Genomic DNA, 18,612 nt, shown 5'->3' on the forward strand with positions numbered 1-18,612 from the left:
GGAGTGTTGCCCATGAAAGCGCTCGCTAAATTACATGCAGAACCCGGCATTTGGATGACCGAGGTTGAACAACCTGAATACGGTTACAACGATCTCCTTATTCGGATCAAGAAAACCGCTATTTGCGGTACTGACGTACACATTTACAAATGGGACGAGTGGTCACAAAAAACCATTCCAGTACCTATGGTGGTTGGCCATGAATACGTTGGTGTCGTTGAAGCCATGGGGGATGGCGTGCGTGGTTTTACCAAAGGTGACCGCGTATCGGGCGAAGGCCATATCACGTGTGGCTACTGCCGTAACTGCCGTGCCGGGCGTCGGCATTTATGCCGCAATACCGTAGGCGTTGGCGTTAACCGTCCGGGTGCTTTTGCTGAATACTTGGTGATTCCAGCCGAGAATGCCTTTAAATTACCCGACGATATCAGCGATGATTTAGCGGCTATCTTCGACCCTTTTGGTAATGCTGTCCACACCGCACTTGCTTTTGATTTAGTCGGCGAAGACGTGCTTATTACTGGAGCAGGCCCCATTGGTATTATGGCCGCGGCCGTTGCCCGCCATGTTGGGGCTCGCCACGTGGTGATCACCGATGTCAACCAGTACCGGTTAGATCTAGCGAAGCAAATGGGCGCAACTCGTGCCGTTGACGTCAGCAAAGAAAATTTGCGCGATGTGATGCAAGAACTAGGCATGAAAGAAGGCTTTGACGTAGGTCTTGAAATGTCAGGGGTGCCTTCGGCATTTTCACAAATGCTAGAAACCATGAACCATGGTGGCAAAATCGCCATGCTCGGGATCCCACCACAAAGCGTTGCTATCGATTGGAACCAAGTCATTTTCAAAGGCTTAGTTATTAAAGGCATTTACGGCCGCGAAATGTTTGAAACCTGGTACAAAATGGCCAGCTTACTGCAATCAGGGCTAGATTTATCACCTATTCTAACCCATAGTTTGCCGGTTGCTGACTTCCAGCAAGGTTTTGATATCATGACTTCAGGTCAATCCGGTAAAGTCATTTTAGATTGGAGTTAAGCTTACTATGGCAGAATTTACGCGTATCAACTGTGCTACCGCGCACCAATTATGGCAGCAGGGCAACACGGCATTCGCCGATATTCGCGATGCGCGTTCATTCGCCATGGGCCATATCCCAGGGGCTGTGCATTTAACCGATGCCAGCCTCAATGAGTTTTTACAACAGTTAGATGATGAGCAACAGGTGGTCGTGGTTTGTTACCATGGTAACAGTAGCCAAGGTGCCGCCCAGTATTTGGCTGGCCAAGGCATTGAGCTCGTCAGTAGCCTTGATGGTGGCATGACGGCGTGGGGCCAACAATATCCTGAGGCTATGGAGCGCGGTTAAATGCAAAAGCTGATGAGTACTGAAGATGCTGAGTTAATGGCCAAAACCTACCGGTTCTTAAGCCAGCGCGGCGTTCCAGTCACCGTCAGCGAACATGGTAGCCAATTAGAGTTATGGCTTACCGTGGCAAGTTACAGTGCGCATGCGAAGGCGCTGTTGCAAGAGCTCAAGCACCATCCCGAGTTACTCGATCAAGCCGAACCGGCGCACACGCCTGCGTCCGCAAGCAGTCATGCCACCCCTAGTTTGCTCAAGCAACTCTTGCAACAAAGTGGTTGGTTTACTGCGGGCTATGCACTGTTAGTAGTGCTGGTTTTTGCGGGGCTACAAGTCGATGCGCTGCAAGAGCCGATATTATACGCCTTGCTCTATAATCCCGACTCATTTGAGCAACTGCCATGGGCTCAACCTTGGCGCTTGTTAACCCCGGCTTTGTTGCACTTTAGTGCCATGCATATTTTGTTTAATGTGTTTTGGTGGTGGTATTTAGGCGGCCGTTTTGAGCGCTATTATGGCTCAAAATGGCTGATTTTAACCTACGTTTGCGTAGCGCTGGTCTCTAACACTGCACAGTTTATGGTAAGTGGCCCGTATTTTGGCGGTTTATCGGGTGTGGTTTATGGTCTTTTTGGCCTAGCCGTGGTGGTTGCATGGAATCGTCCTCGCCACCCGCTCTTTCTACCCCGTGGATTAATCATCTTTATGTTGGCTTGGCTGCTGTTAGGCTACACCGACTTACTTTGGGTGAATGTTGCTAACACCGCCCACACCGCAGGTTTAGTCAGTGGCTTAGTGGTTGGTGCACTGATCCAGTGGCTAAGCCGTTTCAGCACCAAATAAGGTTTTAATATGGGGTTTTTACTTCCCAATGGGGTTAACTTTCCGGTGATTGGGGTGGCGCAACAAGCGAACTGGTGCAAGGCCAAGGCCCAACACCTAAGCCAGCATGCTGAGCTCGATAGTTGGTTACAAGACCCGCAATCCCTTACCGCCAAACTCAAACAGCATAGCAGTGATTTTCAGGTTATCGTTATCGGCCAGCAACCAGGTATCATTCGTGCCGATGAAGCCACTTGGCTGGGCACCCATCTAACCGGCGAACATGCGATTATCCGTGAGGTGCTGTTGTGCTGCGATGGCCAGCCTTGGGTGTTTGCGCGTAGTGTTTTTCCTGCCAGCGCCATGGATACCAAGCAGTTACAACTAGGCCAGCTTGGCGATAAACCCTTAGGGGCGCATCTGTTTGCCCAACCGGATCTGCAGCGCAGCGCGATTGAGGTCTGCTGCTTTGCCGATAACTCGGTAGTCAGTGACCTCAATCAACAACTCGGTTTTGCTCGCCAACAGTTATGGGGACGCCGCAGTTGCTTTACTGCAGCACAACAACAGGTGCTGGTAGCAGAAGTGTTTATTGGCGCTTCCATACCAGCTCAGTTGGCGTTATCTGCTAGTTCATCAAGGGGAAGTTAACATGACCAACATACGTTCGTTGGCGCGGGCAAGCTGGCAGCTGATGCGTGCTGACCGCCCCATTGGCACCCTATTGTTAGGTTGGCCTACGTTAATCGCTTTGTTCATTGCTGGTAACGGTAACCCTCCGTTAAAAGTGGTGGTGTTGTTTATGCTGGGTGTGTTTGTGATGCGTTCGGCTGGCTGTGTCATTAATGATTACGCTGATCGCCACATAGATGCTCATGTCACTCGTACTAAACAACGACCGCTAGCAACGGGGGCTATCAAACCTTGGCAGGCGCTCGTTTTGTTTGTGGGCTTGTTGTTCATCGCTCTACTGATAGTTTTGCAATTTAATGTAGCCACCATTTTACTAAGTATCGCTGCTGTTGCCGTAGCTACTCTCTATCCCTTCTGTAAACGTTTTACCCAGCTGCCCCAAGTAGTGCTGGGCATTGCCTTCAGTTTTGGCGTGCTGATGCCCTTTACCGCGTTGGAGCAAGGCTTACCCTTGGTGGCTTGGCTGCTGTTTTTCGCCAATATCGCTTGGACGGTTGCCTACGATACCGAGTACGCCATGGCGGACAGACCTGATGATTTAAAGATTGGGGTGAAATCTACAGCTATTTTGTTTGCTGGCTTTGATAAGCTGGCGATTTTTAGCCTGCAAGTGATTACCCTGCTGCTACTACTGTGGCTAGGCATTGAACTAGCTTATGGATTAGCCTATTGGCTGGGGTTAAGTATCGTGGCAATACTGTTTTTATGGCAGCAAAAGATGATTTGGTGGCGCGAGCCTGATGCCTGCTTTAAGGCCTTTTTACACAACAATCATGTAGGCTGGATCCTTACGCTGGCGGTCGCGCTCGAGTACTGGTTTTAAGTTTTTAGGTTCAAGCTTAGCTAGCGCAAGCCCGGTCTGCACCGAGCTTGCGCATTTTTTTACTCGCTGGTGGAGGTATCCGCCTGCATCAACAGTTGTTGCACCGATTGCCTAATGGTTTGCAGCACAGTAGGTTCTAACAACACATCGATGGCATCACTGAACAAGCCTACCCGCGCATCAGCCAACAACATGCCGTCGGTATTAACGCTGATGTAACCCTCACGCTTAATGGTCGCAACCAAGGTTGTCAGTACTTTTCGATCAAAGAACTCTGGCGCATTAACCCCATGAATGGCACTCAAACGTTCCGCCAGCGTCACCGCATGCTGCTCTAAATCGCTACGACTTATTGGCTGCGCTTGCTGTAATAGCTCCAACACAATAGCATAGCGCTGCAAGGTTTCACTGGCGCTGCGGGCCAGGAGTACCAATTGGAAATAACGCTGCGAATCACGTGCAGGTACGCCATAAACACAGTCTTGCTCGTTGGTTAACAAACCAATCTGTACGTAATGCTCTAATAATGCGGCTACCCAAAGCTCGATATCTTGTTCTGGATGACTCAAAAAGAGTTCATCGCGTAATAAGGGCTGCAGTTGTTTTATTAAGGCCTGCAAGCCCGCGATACCAAACTTTTTATGCCCCATCGCATAGGCGGCGACGATTGCAGGCACGATCACCATGTGGATGATATTATTACGGTAATAGGTCATGGCGATGGCCGTGGTACCGTCTAGCCGAATCAATTCCCCCATGGTATCGGCTTCTACCACAAACTTATCGTGTCGTTTCGCAAGTTCCCACAATTCAGCACCCGTTTGGTCTGGAATATAGGCATCCTTACTGTAAGGCACATGGCGCAAAATATCTGTGTATAAGTCCAGTTGGCCAATCAGTTCTTCACGAGTTAACGCATGGTGCTCAGAGCTGAGAATGGCTAGCGCCGACAAGTTAATGCTATTCAACGCCGCCGCATTATTGATTCGACACATGATTTCATCAGCCAACACATTTACGGTTGGGGTTAACCATTGGGGCCGCGATGGCTCCTCGGCACCCAACGTAATAGATTCACGCCAGTTCGGCTGCAATTTATCTAAGGTATCACCAAGGTTAATAGGGTCACCAAAGGAGACATAGCCTTGGCCAAAATTGCGTAAATGACGCAAGCTACTCAGCACCTGCCACACGGATTCTTTTTCTTTGGACTTACCTTTAAGCTCTTTTAAGTAAGTACCCACTTCCATGACATGCTCGTAGCCTAAGTACACAGGCACCAAGGATATCGGACGCTGTTGACCACGTAACATGCCTTGAATGGTCATCGCGACCATACCTGTTTTAGGGGGTAACAAACGACCGGTTCTACTGCGCCCACCCTCGGTAAAATATTCTACTGGGTAGCCCTTTTGGAACAAGCGGTTCAAGTATTCACGAAACACCGTCGAGTAAAGTTTGTTGCCTTTGAAGCTACGGCGGATGAAAAAAGCACCGCCACGGCGGAAAATAGGACCCGCCGGGAAAAAGTCTAAGTTCACCCCCGCAGCAATGTGCGGCGGCACCAAACCTTCTTTATAAATCACGTAACTTAACAGCAGGTAATCCATGTGCGAACGGTGACACGGCACATAGATCACCTCATGCCCGGCTTGCGCCAGCTCGCGAATACGCTCGCCGCCATCCACATGAATCCCGTTATAAATACGACTCCAACACCAGGTCATAAAGCGGTCTAAAAGACGCACTAAGGTATCGTTATAGTTAGCAGCTATTTCATGCAAGTATTTTTCAGCAGTCTTACGCGCTTGTGCTTCGGTTTGCTTTTTGCTCTTCGCCTCATCAGCGATGGCTTGGCGTAACGCTGGCGTATCCAGGAGGTCTTGAATCACCACCGCCCGTTCCGTCATCTTCGGCCCTGCAACTGCATGGCGCATCCGGACAAAATGAACGCGTGCTACCCGTGCCAGCTTGTGCGCTAGATGTTTGGTACTACCGCGCTGTTCGGCCATCTCTTGCAATTGCACCGGCCGACTGCCACGCACCAGAATATGCCGACCCGAGAACAGCACCAGCCAAAATTTACGCCAATGCCCTGGGTTATCCACATCTGCAATCATGGTGCGCCCCTGCCGTCGCTCCTGACCGGCTTGGCGCCCCCAAAATAATCCTACTGGCACCAAGGAAACCGCCAAGCTTCGATCCTGTTGATGGGCATTAAGCAACTGTTCGAAATCCTTAATCGCCTGTTGAGCACTATGCTGGTCGGTCTGATCTAAATACATGACCCGCGCATACTCGTTACCGTTTAACAATAACGGCTGGGTAGGGTCAGGTAAGCCCGCTGCACGCAACGCTCGTTGGGCCACCAATAAGTCGGCATTGGACACACTGCGCATCACATACACCACGTGGTCGCTGCCCTTTAGCCCTTGTACCGACTCATCAACAATAATCTCAAAGCGTGTTAACCAACGCACTGGCCAGTGCAACAGGCTGCGCCAAAAGCCTTTTAGACTCATGAACCTTCCTCGACAAAATGAAACCCTTAAAGAATATCATTGTTGTTTGAATTTGTCTGATAGAAAAAAATTGCACAAAAAAGTTGCGATTCCAAAACACCTGTATATACTCACAGTACTACTGTATAGATAAACAGGTAAACATATGCGTCCGTTAACACCTCGTCAGCAACAAATTCTGACTTTAATCAAAGACAATATTGATGCGACTGGTATGCCACCCACCCGTGCTGAGATAGCTGAGCGTTTGGGTTTTCGTTCCGCTAATTCAGCCGAGGAGCATTTAAAAGCACTAGCCAAAAAAGGCGTGATTAAGATGATGCCTGGCATGTCTCGAGGTATCCAGTTAATGGACACAGAAGACGAAGCTCCAAACGGTTTACCACTGATTGGTCAAGTAGCCGCAGGTGAACCTATTTTGGCGCAGGAGCACGTTGAGAGTCACGTTCAGGTTGACCAAAACCTGTTTCACCCGGCGGCTGATTTCCTGTTACGCGTTAACGGTATGAGCATGAAAGATATCGGTATTCTCGATGGCGACTTACTAGCTGTTCACAAAACTCAAGAAGCTCGTAATGGCCAAATAGTGGTTGCCCGCGTTGAAGATGAGGTGACGGTGAAACGCTTTGAGCGACGCGGCAATGTTATCTTCCTACATCCCGAAAACGACGAATTCGCCCCGATTAAAGTCGATTTAACCTCACAGTTTTTCACGATTGAAGGGTTAGCTGTAGGCGTGATTCGCAATGGAGCATGGTTATGAGAAACAAATTTTATCACCACGATATGTTATCAGCAGTCCACGAAGTAACACCTGATACTTGGGCTAGTGAGCTTGAAGCAACTGCAACAAGTTCATCCTTAGAGGCCTTGTTGCCGCGTTTACATGCCCTCTCATTGCGTTCTCACCAATGGGTGACCGTTATCGGTGCGACAAAAGATGTCGTAGAAAAATTGGTTGCAGCCGGGATCAGTCGTACCCGCATTCGATGGGTCTGCGGACGCAATCAAGACGAGCGCGAATGGGCAACTGAACAAGCCCTACTCGCAGGCACTAGCAGCATTGTTTTAAGCTGGTTAGGTGAATTAGCACCGCGTACTCAGCAACGTTTAAAAATGGCAAGTAAAGTTAGCCATACCCACAGTTTCATCTTTGATGAACAACCTTCACGTACCCCACTCCACTAAATCTGCCGTGAAGGATTTGATAGGGCTGCCGTGATGGCAGCCCTTTTTTTATCCTTAAATGAAAAAAATCTTAACTTTTGCGGTGGCAATTTGTGCAGAAGGTGGTATTTTGATCAGGCATTAACTGCTAACACAATAAATAAAAACAAATATTGATACACAACAACAAAGGGTTAGTGGGGAAAGCGATTTTCGAAGGAAATGCTGTTCCTTTTTCTACTCACCTCTTTGTTCTTCAGGCAAGCACTTCGGTGTAATCGCGGTTACCGCGTCGGAAGAATGAGAGGAGCTGTCGCGTGAGAACGAGACTCATCACTAGCTTACTTGCGAGCATTCCATTTGCTGCAAGCGCACAATCGTCGCAATTAAACTTAACTCAAGGCGTTACTGAGATAAGTAATCGCGTCTATGACTTACACATGACCATTTTTTATATCTGTTGTGTGATAGGTCTCTTAGTTTTTGGGGCCATGTTTTGGTCCATGATAGCCCACCGCAAAAAGCAGGGGGTTAAACCAGCCACTTTCCATGAAAACGTGAAAGTTGAGATTGCTTGGACGGTCATCCCCTTCTTAATTTTGATAGGTATGGCTATTCCAGCAACGTCAACGCTCATTGCTATGGAAGACACCAGTGAATCTGACGTTACCGTGTTAGTAACTGGCTCGCAATGGAAGTGGCATTACAAATATTTTGACCACGACGTTGAGTTCTTCAGCCTCCTAGCTACTCAACAAGAGCAAATCAATAACCGCCTTGATAAAGGCGAGAATTACTTGCTTGAAGTTGACCGGCCATTAGTTATTCCTACAGGTAAAAAAGTCCGCTTTCTCATCACCTCAGATGATGTTATCCATTCTTGGTGGGTACCTGACTTTGCGGTGAAAAAGGACGCGAACCCCGGCTTTATTAATGAAGCTTGGACCAAAGTAGATGAACCCGGTATTTATCGTGGCCAATGTGCTGAGCTTTGCGGCAAAGACCATGGCTTCATGCCGGTGGTTGTTATTGCTAAGGAACCGGCCGAATACGATGCTTGGATTACCGAGCAGGAGCAAATCGCTAAGCAAGCCAAAGCTGAGGAACAACGCTTATTGGCCATGTCGATGACCGAAGCCGAGCTTATGCAACTTGGCGAAAGCGTGTACTTAGGTAACTGCGCTGCTTGTCACCAACCTAATGGCCAAGGTATTCCTGGGGTGTTCCCAAGCTTAGTCGGCACCGATATGGTACTCAACGATTTACCCGCACACATTGATATTGTGGTGAATGGTAAGAATGGCACCGCCATGCAAGCCTTTGGTAACCAGCTAAGCCTTCGTGAGTTGGCTGCGGTCATCACCTACGAGCGTAATGCTTGGGGCAACAGCACTGGCGATTTAGTACAAGCCGCCGATGTTAACGAATATAAGAATAATTAAGGAGACCCGGCTATGAGCACAGTTGTTGGCGAGATGGATCACCAAGATCATCACCACCACGCGCCGTCGGGAATTACCCGTTGGCTATTTACCACCAATCATAAAGACATAGGCTCTATGTATTTATGGTTCAGTTTTATTATGTTTTTAGTAGGCGGCTCGATGGCGATGGTTATTCGCGCCGAGTTATTCCAACCTGGATTGCAGTTGGTCGATCCGCACTTCTTTAATCAGATGACCACAGTACACGGCTTGATCATGGTATTCGGCGCGGTGATGCCAGCCTTTACCGGATTAGCAAACTGGATGATTCCGATGATGATTGGTGCGCCAGATATGGCGTTACCTCGGATGAATAACTGGAGTTTCTGGATCCTACCCTTTGCGTTCGCTATTTTGCTAGCCTCGCTATTTATGGAAGGCGGCGGCCCCGCTTTTGGTTGGACCTTCTATGCTCCCCTTTCCACCACTTACAGTAGCGATTCAACGGCTCTGTTTGTATTCTCTGTGCACATCATGGGTATTTCATCCATCATGGGCGCCATCAACGTGATAGTAACCATCATGAACATGCGTGCACCCGGGATGAATTACATGAAGATGCCGCTGTTTGTCTGGACTTGGCTCATCACTGCTTTCCTGTTGATAGCTGTGATGCCAGTGCTCGCAGGAGCGGTGACCATGGTGTTGACGGATAAATACTTTGGTACCAGCTTCTTTGACGCTGCCGGGGGCGGCGACCCGGTCATGTTCCAGCACATTTTCTGGTTCTTCGGGCATCCAGAAGTTTACATCATGATTTTACCGTCATTCGGTATTATTTCGGCGATTATCCCAGCATTTGCACGTAAGCCGCTGTTTGGTTACTCGTCCATGGTGTACGCCACCGGAGCTATCGCCATACTCAGTTTCTTGGTCTGGGCGCATCATATGTTCACCACCGGTATGCCGGTAGCAGCCGAAATGTTCTTTATGTATGCAACCATGCTGATCTCGGTGCCTACTGGGGTGAAAGTATTTAACTGGGTTGCCACCATGTGGCGCGGTTCGATCACTTTTGAAACCCCGATGTTATTTGCTTTAGCCTTTGTGATTCTGTTCACCATTGGCGGCTTCTCGGGCTTAATGCTGGCTATTACCCCGGTCGACTTTCAATACCACGACACTTATTTTGTAGTGGCTCACTTCCATTATGTTTTAGTGAGTGGTGCGATTTTCTCCATCATGGCAGCGGCTTACTATTGGCTACCTAAATGGACTGGCCACATGTACGACGAGAAGCTTGGGCGCTTGCATTTCTGGTGCTCGTTGATCTCAGTTAACGTGCTGTTCTTCCCCATGCACTTTGCTGGCTTGGCTGGTATGCCGCGGCGTATCCCTGACTACTCACTACAATTTGCTGATATTAACCAAATTGTCAGTATCGGTGGCTTTGCGTTCGGCCTCTCCCAGTTAATTTTCTTATGGGTGGTGATTAAGTGTGTTAAAGGTGGAGAGAAGGCCCCTGCCAAACCTTGGGAAGGAGCCGAAGGGTTGGAATGGACAGTGCCTTCACCAGCGCCTTATCACACCTTTGAGACCCCACCTGAGGTGAAGTAATCATGCAAAAGCCCGAACCAACAGTCACCAAAGTACCCCGTGCAGACAATGCACGGGTAGTACGCAAACTGCTGTTTATTGTCGTAGGTATGTTTGGGTTTGGTTTTGCATTAGTGCCCCTGTACGACGTTTTTTGTGACATTACCGGCTTTAACGGTCGCACCAAGAACGAACAAGCAATGGCGAGTACCCGCAGTGTGGACACCTCACGAACCGTGAATGTGCAATTTCTAACGCGAGTAAACAAAGGGATGCCATGGGGCTTTGAAGCCGAAGTGAAATCGGTACGGGTGCACCCTGGCGAAACCAAAGTGGTGAACTTTTTAGCGCATAACCTCACTGGTAATAATATGGTGGCGCAGGCGATTCCGTCAGTAGCCCCTGGTGAGGCCGGTTTGTACTTAAATAAAACCGAATGTTTTTGCTTTAACCAGCAGCCACTAGCTGCTGGTGCAGAAACCGTTATGCCAATGCAGTTTTACCTAGACCCTGATATTCCAGATCATATTCACACCTTAACTTTGTCATACACCATGTACGATATGACAGCCCATGCAACGCCTGATGTGCTGGCGAGCATTGAGCAACCAGCAGACTGAGGAAGAGTTATGGCAACACAACACGAGAAATATTATGTCCCAGCTTCCAGCCCTTGGCCTATCGTTGGCGCAATTGGGTTAGGATTAATAGCCTTTGGCGCTGGCCATACCGTCATCGATATGAAAAACGAAACGGTTGATGGCTGGGGTAGCAATGTACTTTGGGGCGGCATTGCCGTCATGCTAATCATGTTATTTGGTTGGTTCCGCGACCAAATTAACGAATCTATGGGCGGTTTATACAGTCCACAGCTAGGCCACTCCTACCGTCAAGGCATGAGCTGGTTTATCTTTTCTGAGATTATGTTCTTTGCGGCTTTCTTTGGTGCTCTTTTCTACGCGCGCGTCATTGCCGTGGAGTGGTTAGGCGGCGCCAGCAACAATGCCATGACCAACGAAGTGCTATGGCCTGGCTTTGAGGCTATGTGGCCGCTCACGGAAACTCCGGGGGGCACCACCACACAAGCTATGGGCTGGATGGGTTTACCTTTGTACAACACCATTATTTTGGTGATTTCTAGCTTTACCTGTCATTTTGCGCATGTTGGCTTAGAAAAGAATAACCGCAAGCAACTCACGTTGTTTTTGGGGATTACCATCGTCTTGGGCTGTATCTTCTTGTATTTACAAGGTGCCGAATATGTTCACGCCTACCAAGATCTTGGATTAACTTTATCCTCTGGAGTGTACGGTAACACCTTCTACATGCTGACGGGCTTCCACGGCATGCACGTTACTCTGGGCACCATCATGTTAATCGTGATGTTTTTCCGAGTTCTGAAAGGTCACTTTACCCCAGATAACCATTTTGCATTCCAAGCTACCAGTTGGTACTGGCACTTTGTGGATGTGGTCTGGGTGTGTTTGTTTATCTTTGTTTATGTCATTTAAAGCAAGTTACCGTACTGGGCCATGTGCCTAGTACGGTCTTGGGTTTGGTGCTAATACACCAGACCCCAGTAGTACCACAATAATCACTAGGGCAATCGCCGAGAATAACACGCGACGCCCCAAATAGTGCGTCATTGGTGGTTTGGTAGGGTCGTTTCTGAGCATGGCTAACAAAGCCCGCATGAGGTTTACGACCATAAATAACATGAGTAGTACCAGAATGATTTTTGCAGCTATAACCATTATTTTTGCTCCAGTGGCGCACGCTTATGCGTAAGTCGATGTGGCTTGGCATGGGCTTAACTGTGCTAGCAATTGCACTTTTGGTCAAGCTAGGATTTTGGCAGCTGCAACGTGCCGCAGAAAAACAACAGCTGTTTGACCAATTTCAACAAGGTGAAGCTCAACAGCAAACTCCCGTGCCACTGCAATCTATCGAGCAACTGCAGGATTTAGAGCAGTATCAACCCGTTACTATTAGTGGCCGATTTTTGCCCGCGCCCATTTTGCTGTTGGATAATCAGGTATGGCAAGGTCAGGTGGGCTACCAAGTGATTGGCTTATTTGAACCTACTACCGCAGCTCGTTTGATCGGCGTTAGTGTAGGCTGGGTAGCGGCGGGCAGTGATCGCAGTCAACTACCAACATTGAGCTTACCAACCCAACCCATGAATATCAGCGGACTGGTTTATACGCCCAGCCTTGGCGGATTTCGTTTATCTGAGCAGGTGGTTACTGAGGCAGCAACAAACGCCGCTCAAACCGAGCTGATCCGTATTCAACGCTTCGACCCAACCGCACTGACAAACCTGCTCAGTCTCCCCTTAGCCGATCGGCAGCTATTATTAGCAGAAAGCGAAGCCTGGGGCTGGCCACGTGCTTGGCAACCTCAAGTAATGTCGCCCGCCAAACATCAAGCTTATGCATTGCAGTGGTTTTCACTAGCATTAGCTTGCTTGATTGTGTTTACTATAGCTGCACGTTCCAATAAAAAGAAAAATAATAAGGAATGCCCATGAGTACTGTTAAAAAATCCAGAGCCACCTTAATAGGCGTTGTACTTGCCTTTCTTATTCCGGTGATTGGCGCCAAATTGGTACTAGACCAAAACTGGTATCAGGGGGCGGTCACCAATAAAGGCACCATGCTAGTACCGCCCATCGAACTGAACCAACTGAACCAGCGCTTGCCTGCAGGATGGCGGGTAGCCCTACGCACCGAGCAAGATTGCGGTGCCGGTTGCCAACAGGGTTTGTATGCCATTAATCAGCTCGATATCGCCTTGGGCAAAGAGACTGAACGAGTTACCCCAATCATGATCAGCGCCCAAGCGCCGAGCATCGATTTACAACAAACACCATTAGTGCAGGCTGTGGTCGACAGTCAGTTAGCGGCAGCTGTTGCCAGCATCCCAGATCAGCACTTGTTTATCATCGATCCCTTGGGAAATATCGTCCTTTATTACCCAACGCATGCCGATGAATCAGCCATGCGCACCGAGGCTAAGAACATCCTGGCCGATTTGCGTACCTTGTTAAAACTTTCAAAGATAGGGTGATAGCATGCGGGCCTTAGTTAAATTTAGCTTACTGCTGACCTTAGTGGTGATTGTACTAGGTGCCTACACGCGTCTTACTGATGCGGGTTTAGGCTGCCCTGATTGGCCTGGCTGTTACGGTGAATTAACGGTCCCCAAAAGTGCAGAGCAGGCTGCCATAGCCTTTCCTGATGCACCGTTAGAAACTCAAAAAGCTTGGAACGAAATGATTCACCGGTATGCCGCTGGCAGCTTGGGTTTATTTATTCTAGCAATAGCCATCAGTGCCTTGGTTCGCGTTCGTAAACATCCAGAACAACCGGTTAAACTGCCGTTGCTACTGCTCGTCCTGGTCATATTTCAGGCAGCACTGGGGATGTGGACAGTTACCATGAATTTGCAGCCGTTGATTGTTATGGGGCATTTATTAGGCGGCTTTAGCACCCTTAGCTTGCTCTATTTGTTGCACCTAAGGTTACAACGCATCCATATGCCTATGGGCGATGCTGGTATGCGCAAACTCGCCGGATTAGCCGCGTTAGCCTTGCTTGTGGTCATCGCCCAAATCGCACTTGGTGGCTGGGTTGCCGCTAACTATGCGGCACTCGCTTGTACCGACCTGCCGTTCTGCGAAGGCAACTGGACCGAGCGCTTAGACGTAGCCGGAGCTTTTAGTATTCCAGAAGCGCAAACCTATCAATATGGCGCTCATGACTATGCTGAACGCATGACCATGCATGTAGCTCACCGGCTTGGTGCCTATGTGACAACGGTAGTAGTGGCACTGCTGTTGTGGTTTGGTTTTGCTAAAGCCCAATCCAAAGTGATGCGACGTGCGCTAACCTGGGTGGCCGTTGCCTTAGTGGTGCAATTAGCACTAGGCTTTAGTAATGTTATTTTTATGCTACCGTTAAAGGTAGCCGTAGCGCATAACTTAGTAGGAGCCTTGTTGCTTCTTAGCTTAGTTGGGCTAAATTATAAAATTGCTCGCAACGCATAAAACAACAATAAGCGAGTAAGGAGAACCAGATGGCAGAACATGCAAGTATCAAAGGCGCCAGCCAAGACTTGGCAGCAACCTATAATAAATCTAGCTCATGGCGTGATTACCTTACGTTAACCAAACCCAACGTAGTGCTCTTGCTGCTACTCACGGCCTTGGTAGGCATGGCCTTAGCCACGCCAACTTGGGTCGCCTGGCAGGTGCTAGTGCCGGCACTGGTCGGTATTGGCTTAATGTCGGCTTCAGCGGCAGCGGTAAATCATTTGGTGGACCGTCACATCGATGCTCGGATGGCGCGTACGTTACGACGGCCACTACCCTCTGGCGCCCTATCCCCCAAACGCGTGCTAACCTTTGCTGCGGTTATTGGGGTGTTAGGATTTGTGGTGTTAGCCGTTTGGGTCAACATGCTCACCGCATGGCTGACGCTAGCTAGCTTAGTGGGTTACGCATTTATCTATACCATGTATTTAAAACGGGCCACGCCACAAAACATCGTCATCGGCGGCCTTGCTGGAGCAGCGCCTCCGCTATTGGGCTGGACCGCAGTCACCAATGAGATCCATCCCTTTGCCATTTTGTTGGTGATGATTGTCTTTACCTGGACCCCACCGCATTTTTGGGCGTTAGCCGTGCATCGAGCCAAGGATTACGCCAAAGCTGAAATTCCGATGCTGCCTGTGACCCATGGTATTGAATTCACCAAAACCTGCATCCTGCTGTACACCATTTTATTAGGCGTGGTCTGCTTGTTACCCTATTTAGTAGGAATGTCTGGGGTGATTTACCTGATTGGCTCCACAGTCTTGAGTCTTTGGTTTTTGGTGTATGCGTGGAAACTCAAATTTGCTCCGCAACAGCATACTGCCTTTAGCATGTTTAAGTTTTCTATTTGGCATTTAATGATTTTGTTTGTGCTGTTGTTGGTAGACCACTACTTGGTATTACCTCCTATGAGTTCGTTTTAATTTTCAGCGATAGGACAAGATAAAATGCAAAGATTAGTGGCAACGGCAGTGGCTTTAGTAGCCTTGGTCGCGGGGTTGGTGATTTACAATAGTTTGCCACAAGCGCAACCCCAAGCCTTAGTGTACGAACCAGCACGACAACTACAGCCATTTACGCTACAGGGCAGCGATGGTAGTCAAGTAACGAACGAGCGTCTGCAAGGACAGTGGACGCTGTTGTTTACGGGGTACACTTTTTGTCCAGATATTTGCCCCACCACCATGGCTGACTTGCGCCAGATCATGCCTAGCCTGCAACAGCATACGGATACCCCGGTAAAGGTTTGGATGATTTCAGTGGACCCACAGCGCGACGATGTCGGACGCATTGCGGCTTATACGGAGTTTTTTGGCCCGGAGTTTTTTGGGGTTCGCGCTGAACATCCGCAACTGTATCCGTTTGTGAACAACCTTGGTTTGATGTATTCCATCCCCGATGAGGGTGCCATGGATTATCTAGTGAATCACAGTGCGGCTATTATTCTGGTGAATCCAGCCGGTCATTTACAGGCGATATTTAAAGCGGAGCACACCATGGGCGAGATACCCACGGTGAATATGCAGCAATTAGCCGCAGACTTTGCCATCATTGCTGATAATTAATACCTCTTGATGCTGGTTTTGCTTAATCAGGCCAGCGTCCATTTTTATCAGCCCGAGCAAAGGGCTGCGAATACCAGTAAAACCGCTGCGGCTGACTCTTACTAGCAACAGTACAATTCACCCGTGATCGTCCTATTGGTAACGGTTGGCTGAGTTCCACGGTAAAGGTGTTTCCCTGCCAACTGGGCCGCACGGTCGAGCTACCCGCAAAACAATTCATTTGGGCCGGATTAAAATCATCGGTATGGTCTAAGGTCACACTAAAGCTTGGCGTGCTTTGGTCATGCTCTAATACCATCGAAGCCGGGGTGATATGGGTTACCGGCAAGGCTAAACTATTGATTTTAGTTGCTAGAGTGCGCAAGTCTGCATACTGAGCAGAGGCAGGAAAACGTGGAATCGCAGCACTGTTGCTGAACCTGTTCCAAGCGCCTGAATGTTGGGCAAAGGCTACAAAGCCAGCCTCCTCCACAATAGCTTCAACGGCGGGGTCGTATTCACCATAAGGATAAGCAAGCAATTTGGGCTGTGCACCTAAGGCTTCATAGATCTCTTGCTGAGCGTCTAAGATATCTGCTCGAATACGCTGCTGCCATTGGCTTTCAGATTCATCGGTACGGCGCCAGGTAAGATGATCATGTGAGTTGGTGTGGTTTGCAATGGTAGCACCGTATTGCTGTAGCTCCCGTAATTGTTGCCAGTTCATGTATAAATTAGGAGCCTCGCGCATTAAGCGCGGGTTCACAAAAACAGTAAAAGGTACTTGGTATTTTTTAAACACCGGCAAGCCATTTTGGTAAACGTTCTTCCAGCCATCATCGATGGTCAACACTGCGAGTTTAGCCGTAGCAGGGGTTGGTTGCTGCAACAGCTGCAACGCATCAGTAATCGAGACGATGTCAAAATCATGCTCTTGTAACCACTCAATATGCTGAGCTAGTTCGTCCGCTGTTACTGAGGTTACCCGCGGTGTATCATCACCAATATGATGATACTGTAGCACCGTAATACTGGCGGACGATTTAGCCAGCACCGGCTCGCTGCAACCTAATAAGCCTAACCAACATAAACAGATGATTAACACACGCATAGATAAACTCCTCGGCATTGCATGGTTGAACAAGTATCGTTCTGATCATCGAGCGATTTTTGCGATTGCCCTGCCCATGATTCTTTCAAATATTGCCGCGCCACTTTTAGGTTTAGTAGATACGGCCATTATCGGGCACTTAGACCACAATATCTACCTTGGTGCCGTTGCGTTGGGTGCGATGGTGGTCAGCTTTACTTACTTACTCGCTATTTTTTTGCGTATGAGCACCACCGCTGAAGCAGCTCACGCCTTTGGTGCTGGTGACGAACAAGCGATTCGCCAACTCCTTATTCATGCATTACTTATTTGTATAGGGCTGGGGGTTGTCTTACTTAGCGCTGCGCCTTGGTTGGTCAAGCTAGCTTGGTGGTTGATTCAGCCCAGTGCCGACTTAGCCGAGTTAGCTGGGCAGTATATTCAAATTCGGCTGCTAGCCGCACCTGCTGCACTGATTAATCTCGCAGTACTCGGGATACTGCTCGGGCAACAGCGCAGCAAACAAGCGATGAGTCTGATTATTTTAATGAACCTAGTTAACCTTGCCGCTGATGTGGTGCTGGTTATTGGTTTGCAGCTTAATGTCATCGGCGCTGCTTGGGCCAGTGTGATAGCAGAAAGCACGGTAGCTATGGTCGGTCTGGTGTGGCTACGCCAGTGGCTAATATTACCCAGCAAATGGCGGATCGAGCCCGCCAAGTTAAAGCAATTTGTGCACATGAATGGCGACATTTTTGTGCGCAGCTTACTGCTGCAGTTGTGTATGGCTACCATGACCGGCTATGCGGCTAAATTTGGCACTGTGGTGGTGGCCGCTAATGCCGTATTAATGCAGTTTTTAATGCTCATCTCGCTAGGCTTAGATGGTATTGCTTATGCCGTTGAAGCCCTAGTGGGAGCCGCCCGCGGCCGCAAGGATAGGCAGCAAATAAGGCATTGGATGAAACTCACCTTAACTTGGTCGGCACTGTTTGCCCTGGTTTATTGTTTGGCTTTTGCCCTGACCGGTAACTGGATTATCACCCAAATCACCCACCTACCCGATGTGATAACTACCGCACAAACCTATTTACCTTGGTTAATTGCGTTACCGCTACTGGCGCATTGGAGCTATTACTACGACGGGGTCTTTGTTGGGTTAGGGCTAACCCGTGGCATGCGCAACAGTATGGCTATCAGTGCGTTAGGGGTGTTTTTACCAGCGGTGCTAGTAAGCCAATGGCTCTTAGCAAAAAATAACGCCAACCACGGACTGTGGTTGGCGTTATCCTTATTTCTATTAGCTCGTGGAATAACTCAAGCGTACTTATTGCGCCGCTACAAAATCATCCATCAAGATTAACTGTGGTAACAAACCACCACCATCAGCATCTACTGCTACTGCGGTGTATACGCCACCACCTACTAATTACGCAGGAAATTTCAGGATGGGATCACATTTCTTTCAT

General features: G+C 48.9%; 20 protein-coding genes. 17 read left to right on the forward strand and 3 right to left on the reverse strand.

The genetic code is table 11. The annotated features are described in order from the left end of the window. Nucleotides 1-12: 12 nt before the first annotated feature. Genes tdh through ubiA form a run of 5 tightly spaced genes read left to right on the forward strand, consistent with a single transcriptional unit; the run spans nt 13 to nt 3,704 of the window. Nucleotides 13-1,038, forward strand: a complete 1,026-nt coding sequence (gene tdh / locus ACQ661_RS09900) for an L-threonine 3-dehydrogenase (RefSeq protein ID WP_110076645.1) — start codon at nt 13-15, stop codon at nt 1,036-1,038. A gap of 7 nt (nt 1,039-1,045) precedes the next feature. After that, nucleotides 1,046-1,369 carry a thiosulfate sulfurtransferase GlpE gene (glpE, locus tag ACQ661_RS09905; protein WP_110076646.1) on the forward strand — a complete coding sequence of 108 codons (324 nt, stop codon included), beginning with the start codon at nt 1,046-1,048 and terminating at the stop codon, nt 1,367-1,369. Next, nucleotides 1,370-2,209, forward strand: a complete 840-nt coding sequence (locus ACQ661_RS09910; protein WP_110076647.1) for a rhomboid family intramembrane serine protease — start codon at nt 1,370-1,372, stop codon at nt 2,207-2,209. Nucleotides 2,210-2,218: 9 nt separating this feature from the next. After that, a complete protein-coding gene (locus ACQ661_RS09915; protein WP_431668262.1) occupies nt 2,219-2,839 on the forward strand; it encodes a chorismate--pyruvate lyase family protein in 621 nt (206 codons plus the stop codon). 1 nt (nt 2,840) lies between these two features. Further along, a complete protein-coding gene (gene ubiA, locus ACQ661_RS09920) occupies nt 2,841-3,704 on the forward strand; it encodes a 4-hydroxybenzoate octaprenyltransferase (RefSeq protein ID WP_418055315.1) in 864 nt (287 codons plus the stop codon). 59 nt (nt 3,705-3,763) lie between these two features. Here ubiA and plsB read toward each other — a convergent pair whose 3' ends face one another. Next, on the reverse strand, nt 3,764-6,226 hold the full coding sequence (plsB, locus tag ACQ661_RS09925; protein ID WP_313933220.1) for a glycerol-3-phosphate 1-O-acyltransferase PlsB: 2,463 nt from the start codon (nt 6,224-6,226) through the stop codon (nt 3,764-3,766). 145 nt (nt 6,227-6,371) lie between these two features. Here plsB and lexA point away from each other — a divergent pair, with 145 nt between their 5' ends. The 6 genes from lexA (at nt 6,372) to ACQ661_RS09955 (ending at nt 11,924) form a co-directional block, all read left to right on the forward strand. Then, nucleotides 6,372-6,989, forward strand: coding sequence for a transcriptional repressor LexA (lexA, locus tag ACQ661_RS09930; RefSeq protein WP_431668263.1), 618 nt, complete (start codon nt 6,372-6,374; stop codon nt 6,987-6,989). Then, entirely contained in the window at nt 6,986-7,414 is a 429-nt protein-coding gene (locus tag ACQ661_RS09935; RefSeq protein WP_110076651.1) for a hypothetical protein, read from the forward strand. The genes lexA and ACQ661_RS09935 overlap by 4 nt, the downstream gene beginning before the upstream one ends. Before the next feature lie 296 nt (nt 7,415-7,710). Next, nucleotides 7,711-8,835: a cytochrome c oxidase subunit II gene (gene coxB / locus ACQ661_RS09940; protein ID WP_110076652.1), complete on the forward strand. Its 1,125-nt coding sequence runs from the start codon at nt 7,711-7,713 to the stop codon at nt 8,833-8,835. Between the two features lie 12 nt (nt 8,836-8,847). After that, nucleotides 8,848-10,434 carry a cytochrome c oxidase subunit I gene (ctaD, locus tag ACQ661_RS09945; protein WP_369743103.1) on the forward strand — a complete coding sequence of 529 codons (1,587 nt, stop codon included), beginning with the start codon at nt 8,848-8,850 and terminating at the stop codon, nt 10,432-10,434. Nucleotides 10,435-10,436: 2 nt separating this feature from the next. Then, complete coding sequence (locus ACQ661_RS09950; protein WP_431668264.1) at nt 10,437-11,033, forward strand: cytochrome c oxidase assembly protein; 597 nt, start codon at nt 10,437-10,439, stop codon at nt 11,031-11,033. A gap of 9 nt (nt 11,034-11,042) precedes the next feature. Further along, the gene (locus tag ACQ661_RS09955) at nt 11,043-11,924 is read left to right on the forward strand and encodes a cytochrome c oxidase subunit 3 (RefSeq protein ID WP_369743102.1); all 882 of its coding nucleotides are present in this window, start codon (nt 11,043-11,045) and stop codon (nt 11,922-11,924) included. A 27-nt stretch (nt 11,925-11,951) separates the two neighbouring features. Here ACQ661_RS09955 and ACQ661_RS09960 read toward each other — a convergent pair whose 3' ends face one another. After that, nucleotides 11,952-12,167, reverse strand: coding sequence for a DUF2909 domain-containing protein (locus tag ACQ661_RS09960; RefSeq protein WP_110076656.1), 216 nt, complete (start codon nt 12,165-12,167; stop codon nt 11,952-11,954). Nucleotides 12,168-12,193: 26 nt separating this feature from the next. On the opposite strand from ACQ661_RS09960, the gene ACQ661_RS09965 reads away from it, so the two are divergent. The 5 genes from ACQ661_RS09965 to ACQ661_RS09985 are packed head-to-tail and all read left to right on the forward strand — an operon-like array spanning nt 12,194 to nt 16,074. Next, nucleotides 12,194-12,943: an SURF1 family protein gene (locus ACQ661_RS09965; protein WP_313933223.1), complete on the forward strand. Its 750-nt coding sequence runs from the start codon at nt 12,194-12,196 to the stop codon at nt 12,941-12,943. Then, nucleotides 12,940-13,482: a hypothetical protein gene (locus ACQ661_RS09970; protein ID WP_313933224.1), complete on the forward strand. Its 543-nt coding sequence runs from the start codon at nt 12,940-12,942 to the stop codon at nt 13,480-13,482. Before ACQ661_RS09965 ends, ACQ661_RS09970 begins: the two co-directional genes overlap by 4 nt. Before the next feature lie 4 nt (nt 13,483-13,486). Then, nucleotides 13,487-14,461 carry a COX15/CtaA family protein gene (locus tag ACQ661_RS09975; protein WP_313933225.1) on the forward strand — a complete coding sequence of 325 codons (975 nt, stop codon included), beginning with the start codon at nt 13,487-13,489 and terminating at the stop codon, nt 14,459-14,461. Nucleotides 14,462-14,490: 29 nt separating this feature from the next. Continuing rightward, complete coding sequence (gene cyoE / locus ACQ661_RS09980) at nt 14,491-15,432, forward strand: heme o synthase (protein ID WP_313933226.1); 942 nt, start codon at nt 14,491-14,493, stop codon at nt 15,430-15,432. Between the two features lie 24 nt (nt 15,433-15,456). Further along, nucleotides 15,457-16,074, forward strand: coding sequence for an SCO family protein (locus ACQ661_RS09985; protein WP_313933227.1), 618 nt, complete (start codon nt 15,457-15,459; stop codon nt 16,072-16,074). Between the two features lie 22 nt (nt 16,075-16,096). Here ACQ661_RS09985 and ACQ661_RS09990 read toward each other — a convergent pair whose 3' ends face one another. After that, nucleotides 16,097-17,164: a polysaccharide deacetylase family protein gene (locus ACQ661_RS09990; RefSeq protein WP_313933228.1), complete on the reverse strand. Its 1,068-nt coding sequence runs from the start codon at nt 17,162-17,164 to the stop codon at nt 16,097-16,099. Here ACQ661_RS09990 and ACQ661_RS09995 point away from each other — a divergent pair. After that, nucleotides 17,148-18,506, forward strand: coding sequence for an MATE family efflux transporter (locus tag ACQ661_RS09995; protein WP_313933229.1), 1,359 nt, complete (start codon nt 17,148-17,150; stop codon nt 18,504-18,506). The two genes, ACQ661_RS09990 and ACQ661_RS09995, sit on opposite strands and share 17 nt — an antisense overlap. The last annotated feature ends 106 nt before the right edge of the window (nt 18,507-18,612 follow it).

This window comes from Pseudidiomarina sp. WS423 (assembly GCF_050750165.1).
Taxonomy (GTDB): domain Bacteria; phylum Pseudomonadota; class Gammaproteobacteria; order Enterobacterales; family Alteromonadaceae; genus Pseudidiomarina; species Pseudidiomarina fusca.

Bases quoted from the DNA above. Each gene is read 5' to 3' on its own strand.
- ubiA (WP_418055315.1), top strand. From the start codon at position 2,841: ATGACCAACATACGTTCGTTGGCGCGGGCAAGCTGGCAGCTGATGCGT.
- ACQ661_RS09910 (WP_110076647.1), top strand. From the start codon at position 1,370: ATGCAAAAGCTGATGAGTACTGAAGATGCTGAGTTAATGGCCAAAACC.
- ACQ661_RS09935 (WP_110076651.1), top strand. From the start codon at position 6,986: ATGAGAAACAAATTTTATCACCACGATATGTTATCAGCAGTCCACGAA.
- plsB (WP_313933220.1), bottom strand. From the start codon at position 6,226: ATGAGTCTAAAAGGCTTTTGGCGCAGCCTGTTGCACTGGCCAGTGCGT.
- ACQ661_RS09995 (WP_313933229.1), top strand. From the start codon at position 17,148: ATGATTAACACACGCATAGATAAACTCCTCGGCATTGCATGGTTGAAC.
- ACQ661_RS09985 (WP_313933227.1), top strand. From the start codon at position 15,457: ATGCAAAGATTAGTGGCAACGGCAGTGGCTTTAGTAGCCTTGGTCGCG.
- cyoE (WP_313933226.1), top strand. From the start codon at position 14,491: ATGGCAGAACATGCAAGTATCAAAGGCGCCAGCCAAGACTTGGCAGCA.
- lexA (WP_431668263.1), top strand. From the start codon at position 6,372: ATGCGTCCGTTAACACCTCGTCAGCAACAAATTCTGACTTTAATCAAA.
- ACQ661_RS09950 (WP_431668264.1), top strand. From the start codon at position 10,437: ATGCAAAAGCCCGAACCAACAGTCACCAAAGTACCCCGTGCAGACAAT.
- ACQ661_RS09975 (WP_313933225.1), top strand. From the start codon at position 13,487: ATGCGGGCCTTAGTTAAATTTAGCTTACTGCTGACCTTAGTGGTGATT.
- ACQ661_RS09955 (WP_369743102.1), top strand. From the start codon at position 11,043: ATGGCAACACAACACGAGAAATATTATGTCCCAGCTTCCAGCCCTTGG.
- ACQ661_RS09965 (WP_313933223.1), top strand. From the start codon at position 12,194: ATGCGTAAGTCGATGTGGCTTGGCATGGGCTTAACTGTGCTAGCAATT.
- ACQ661_RS09990 (WP_313933228.1), bottom strand. From the start codon at position 17,164: ATGCGTGTGTTAATCATCTGTTTATGTTGGTTAGGCTTATTAGGTTGC.
- ACQ661_RS09960 (WP_110076656.1), bottom strand. From the start codon at position 12,167: ATGGTTATAGCTGCAAAAATCATTCTGGTACTACTCATGTTATTTATG.
- ctaD (WP_369743103.1), top strand. From the start codon at position 8,848: ATGAGCACAGTTGTTGGCGAGATGGATCACCAAGATCATCACCACCAC.
- tdh (WP_110076645.1), top strand. From the start codon at position 13: ATGAAAGCGCTCGCTAAATTACATGCAGAACCCGGCATTTGGATGACC.
- ACQ661_RS09970 (WP_313933224.1), top strand. From the start codon at position 12,940: ATGAGTACTGTTAAAAAATCCAGAGCCACCTTAATAGGCGTTGTACTT.
- glpE (WP_110076646.1), top strand. From the start codon at position 1,046: ATGGCAGAATTTACGCGTATCAACTGTGCTACCGCGCACCAATTATGG.
- ACQ661_RS09915 (WP_431668262.1), top strand. From the start codon at position 2,219: ATGGGGTTTTTACTTCCCAATGGGGTTAACTTTCCGGTGATTGGGGTG.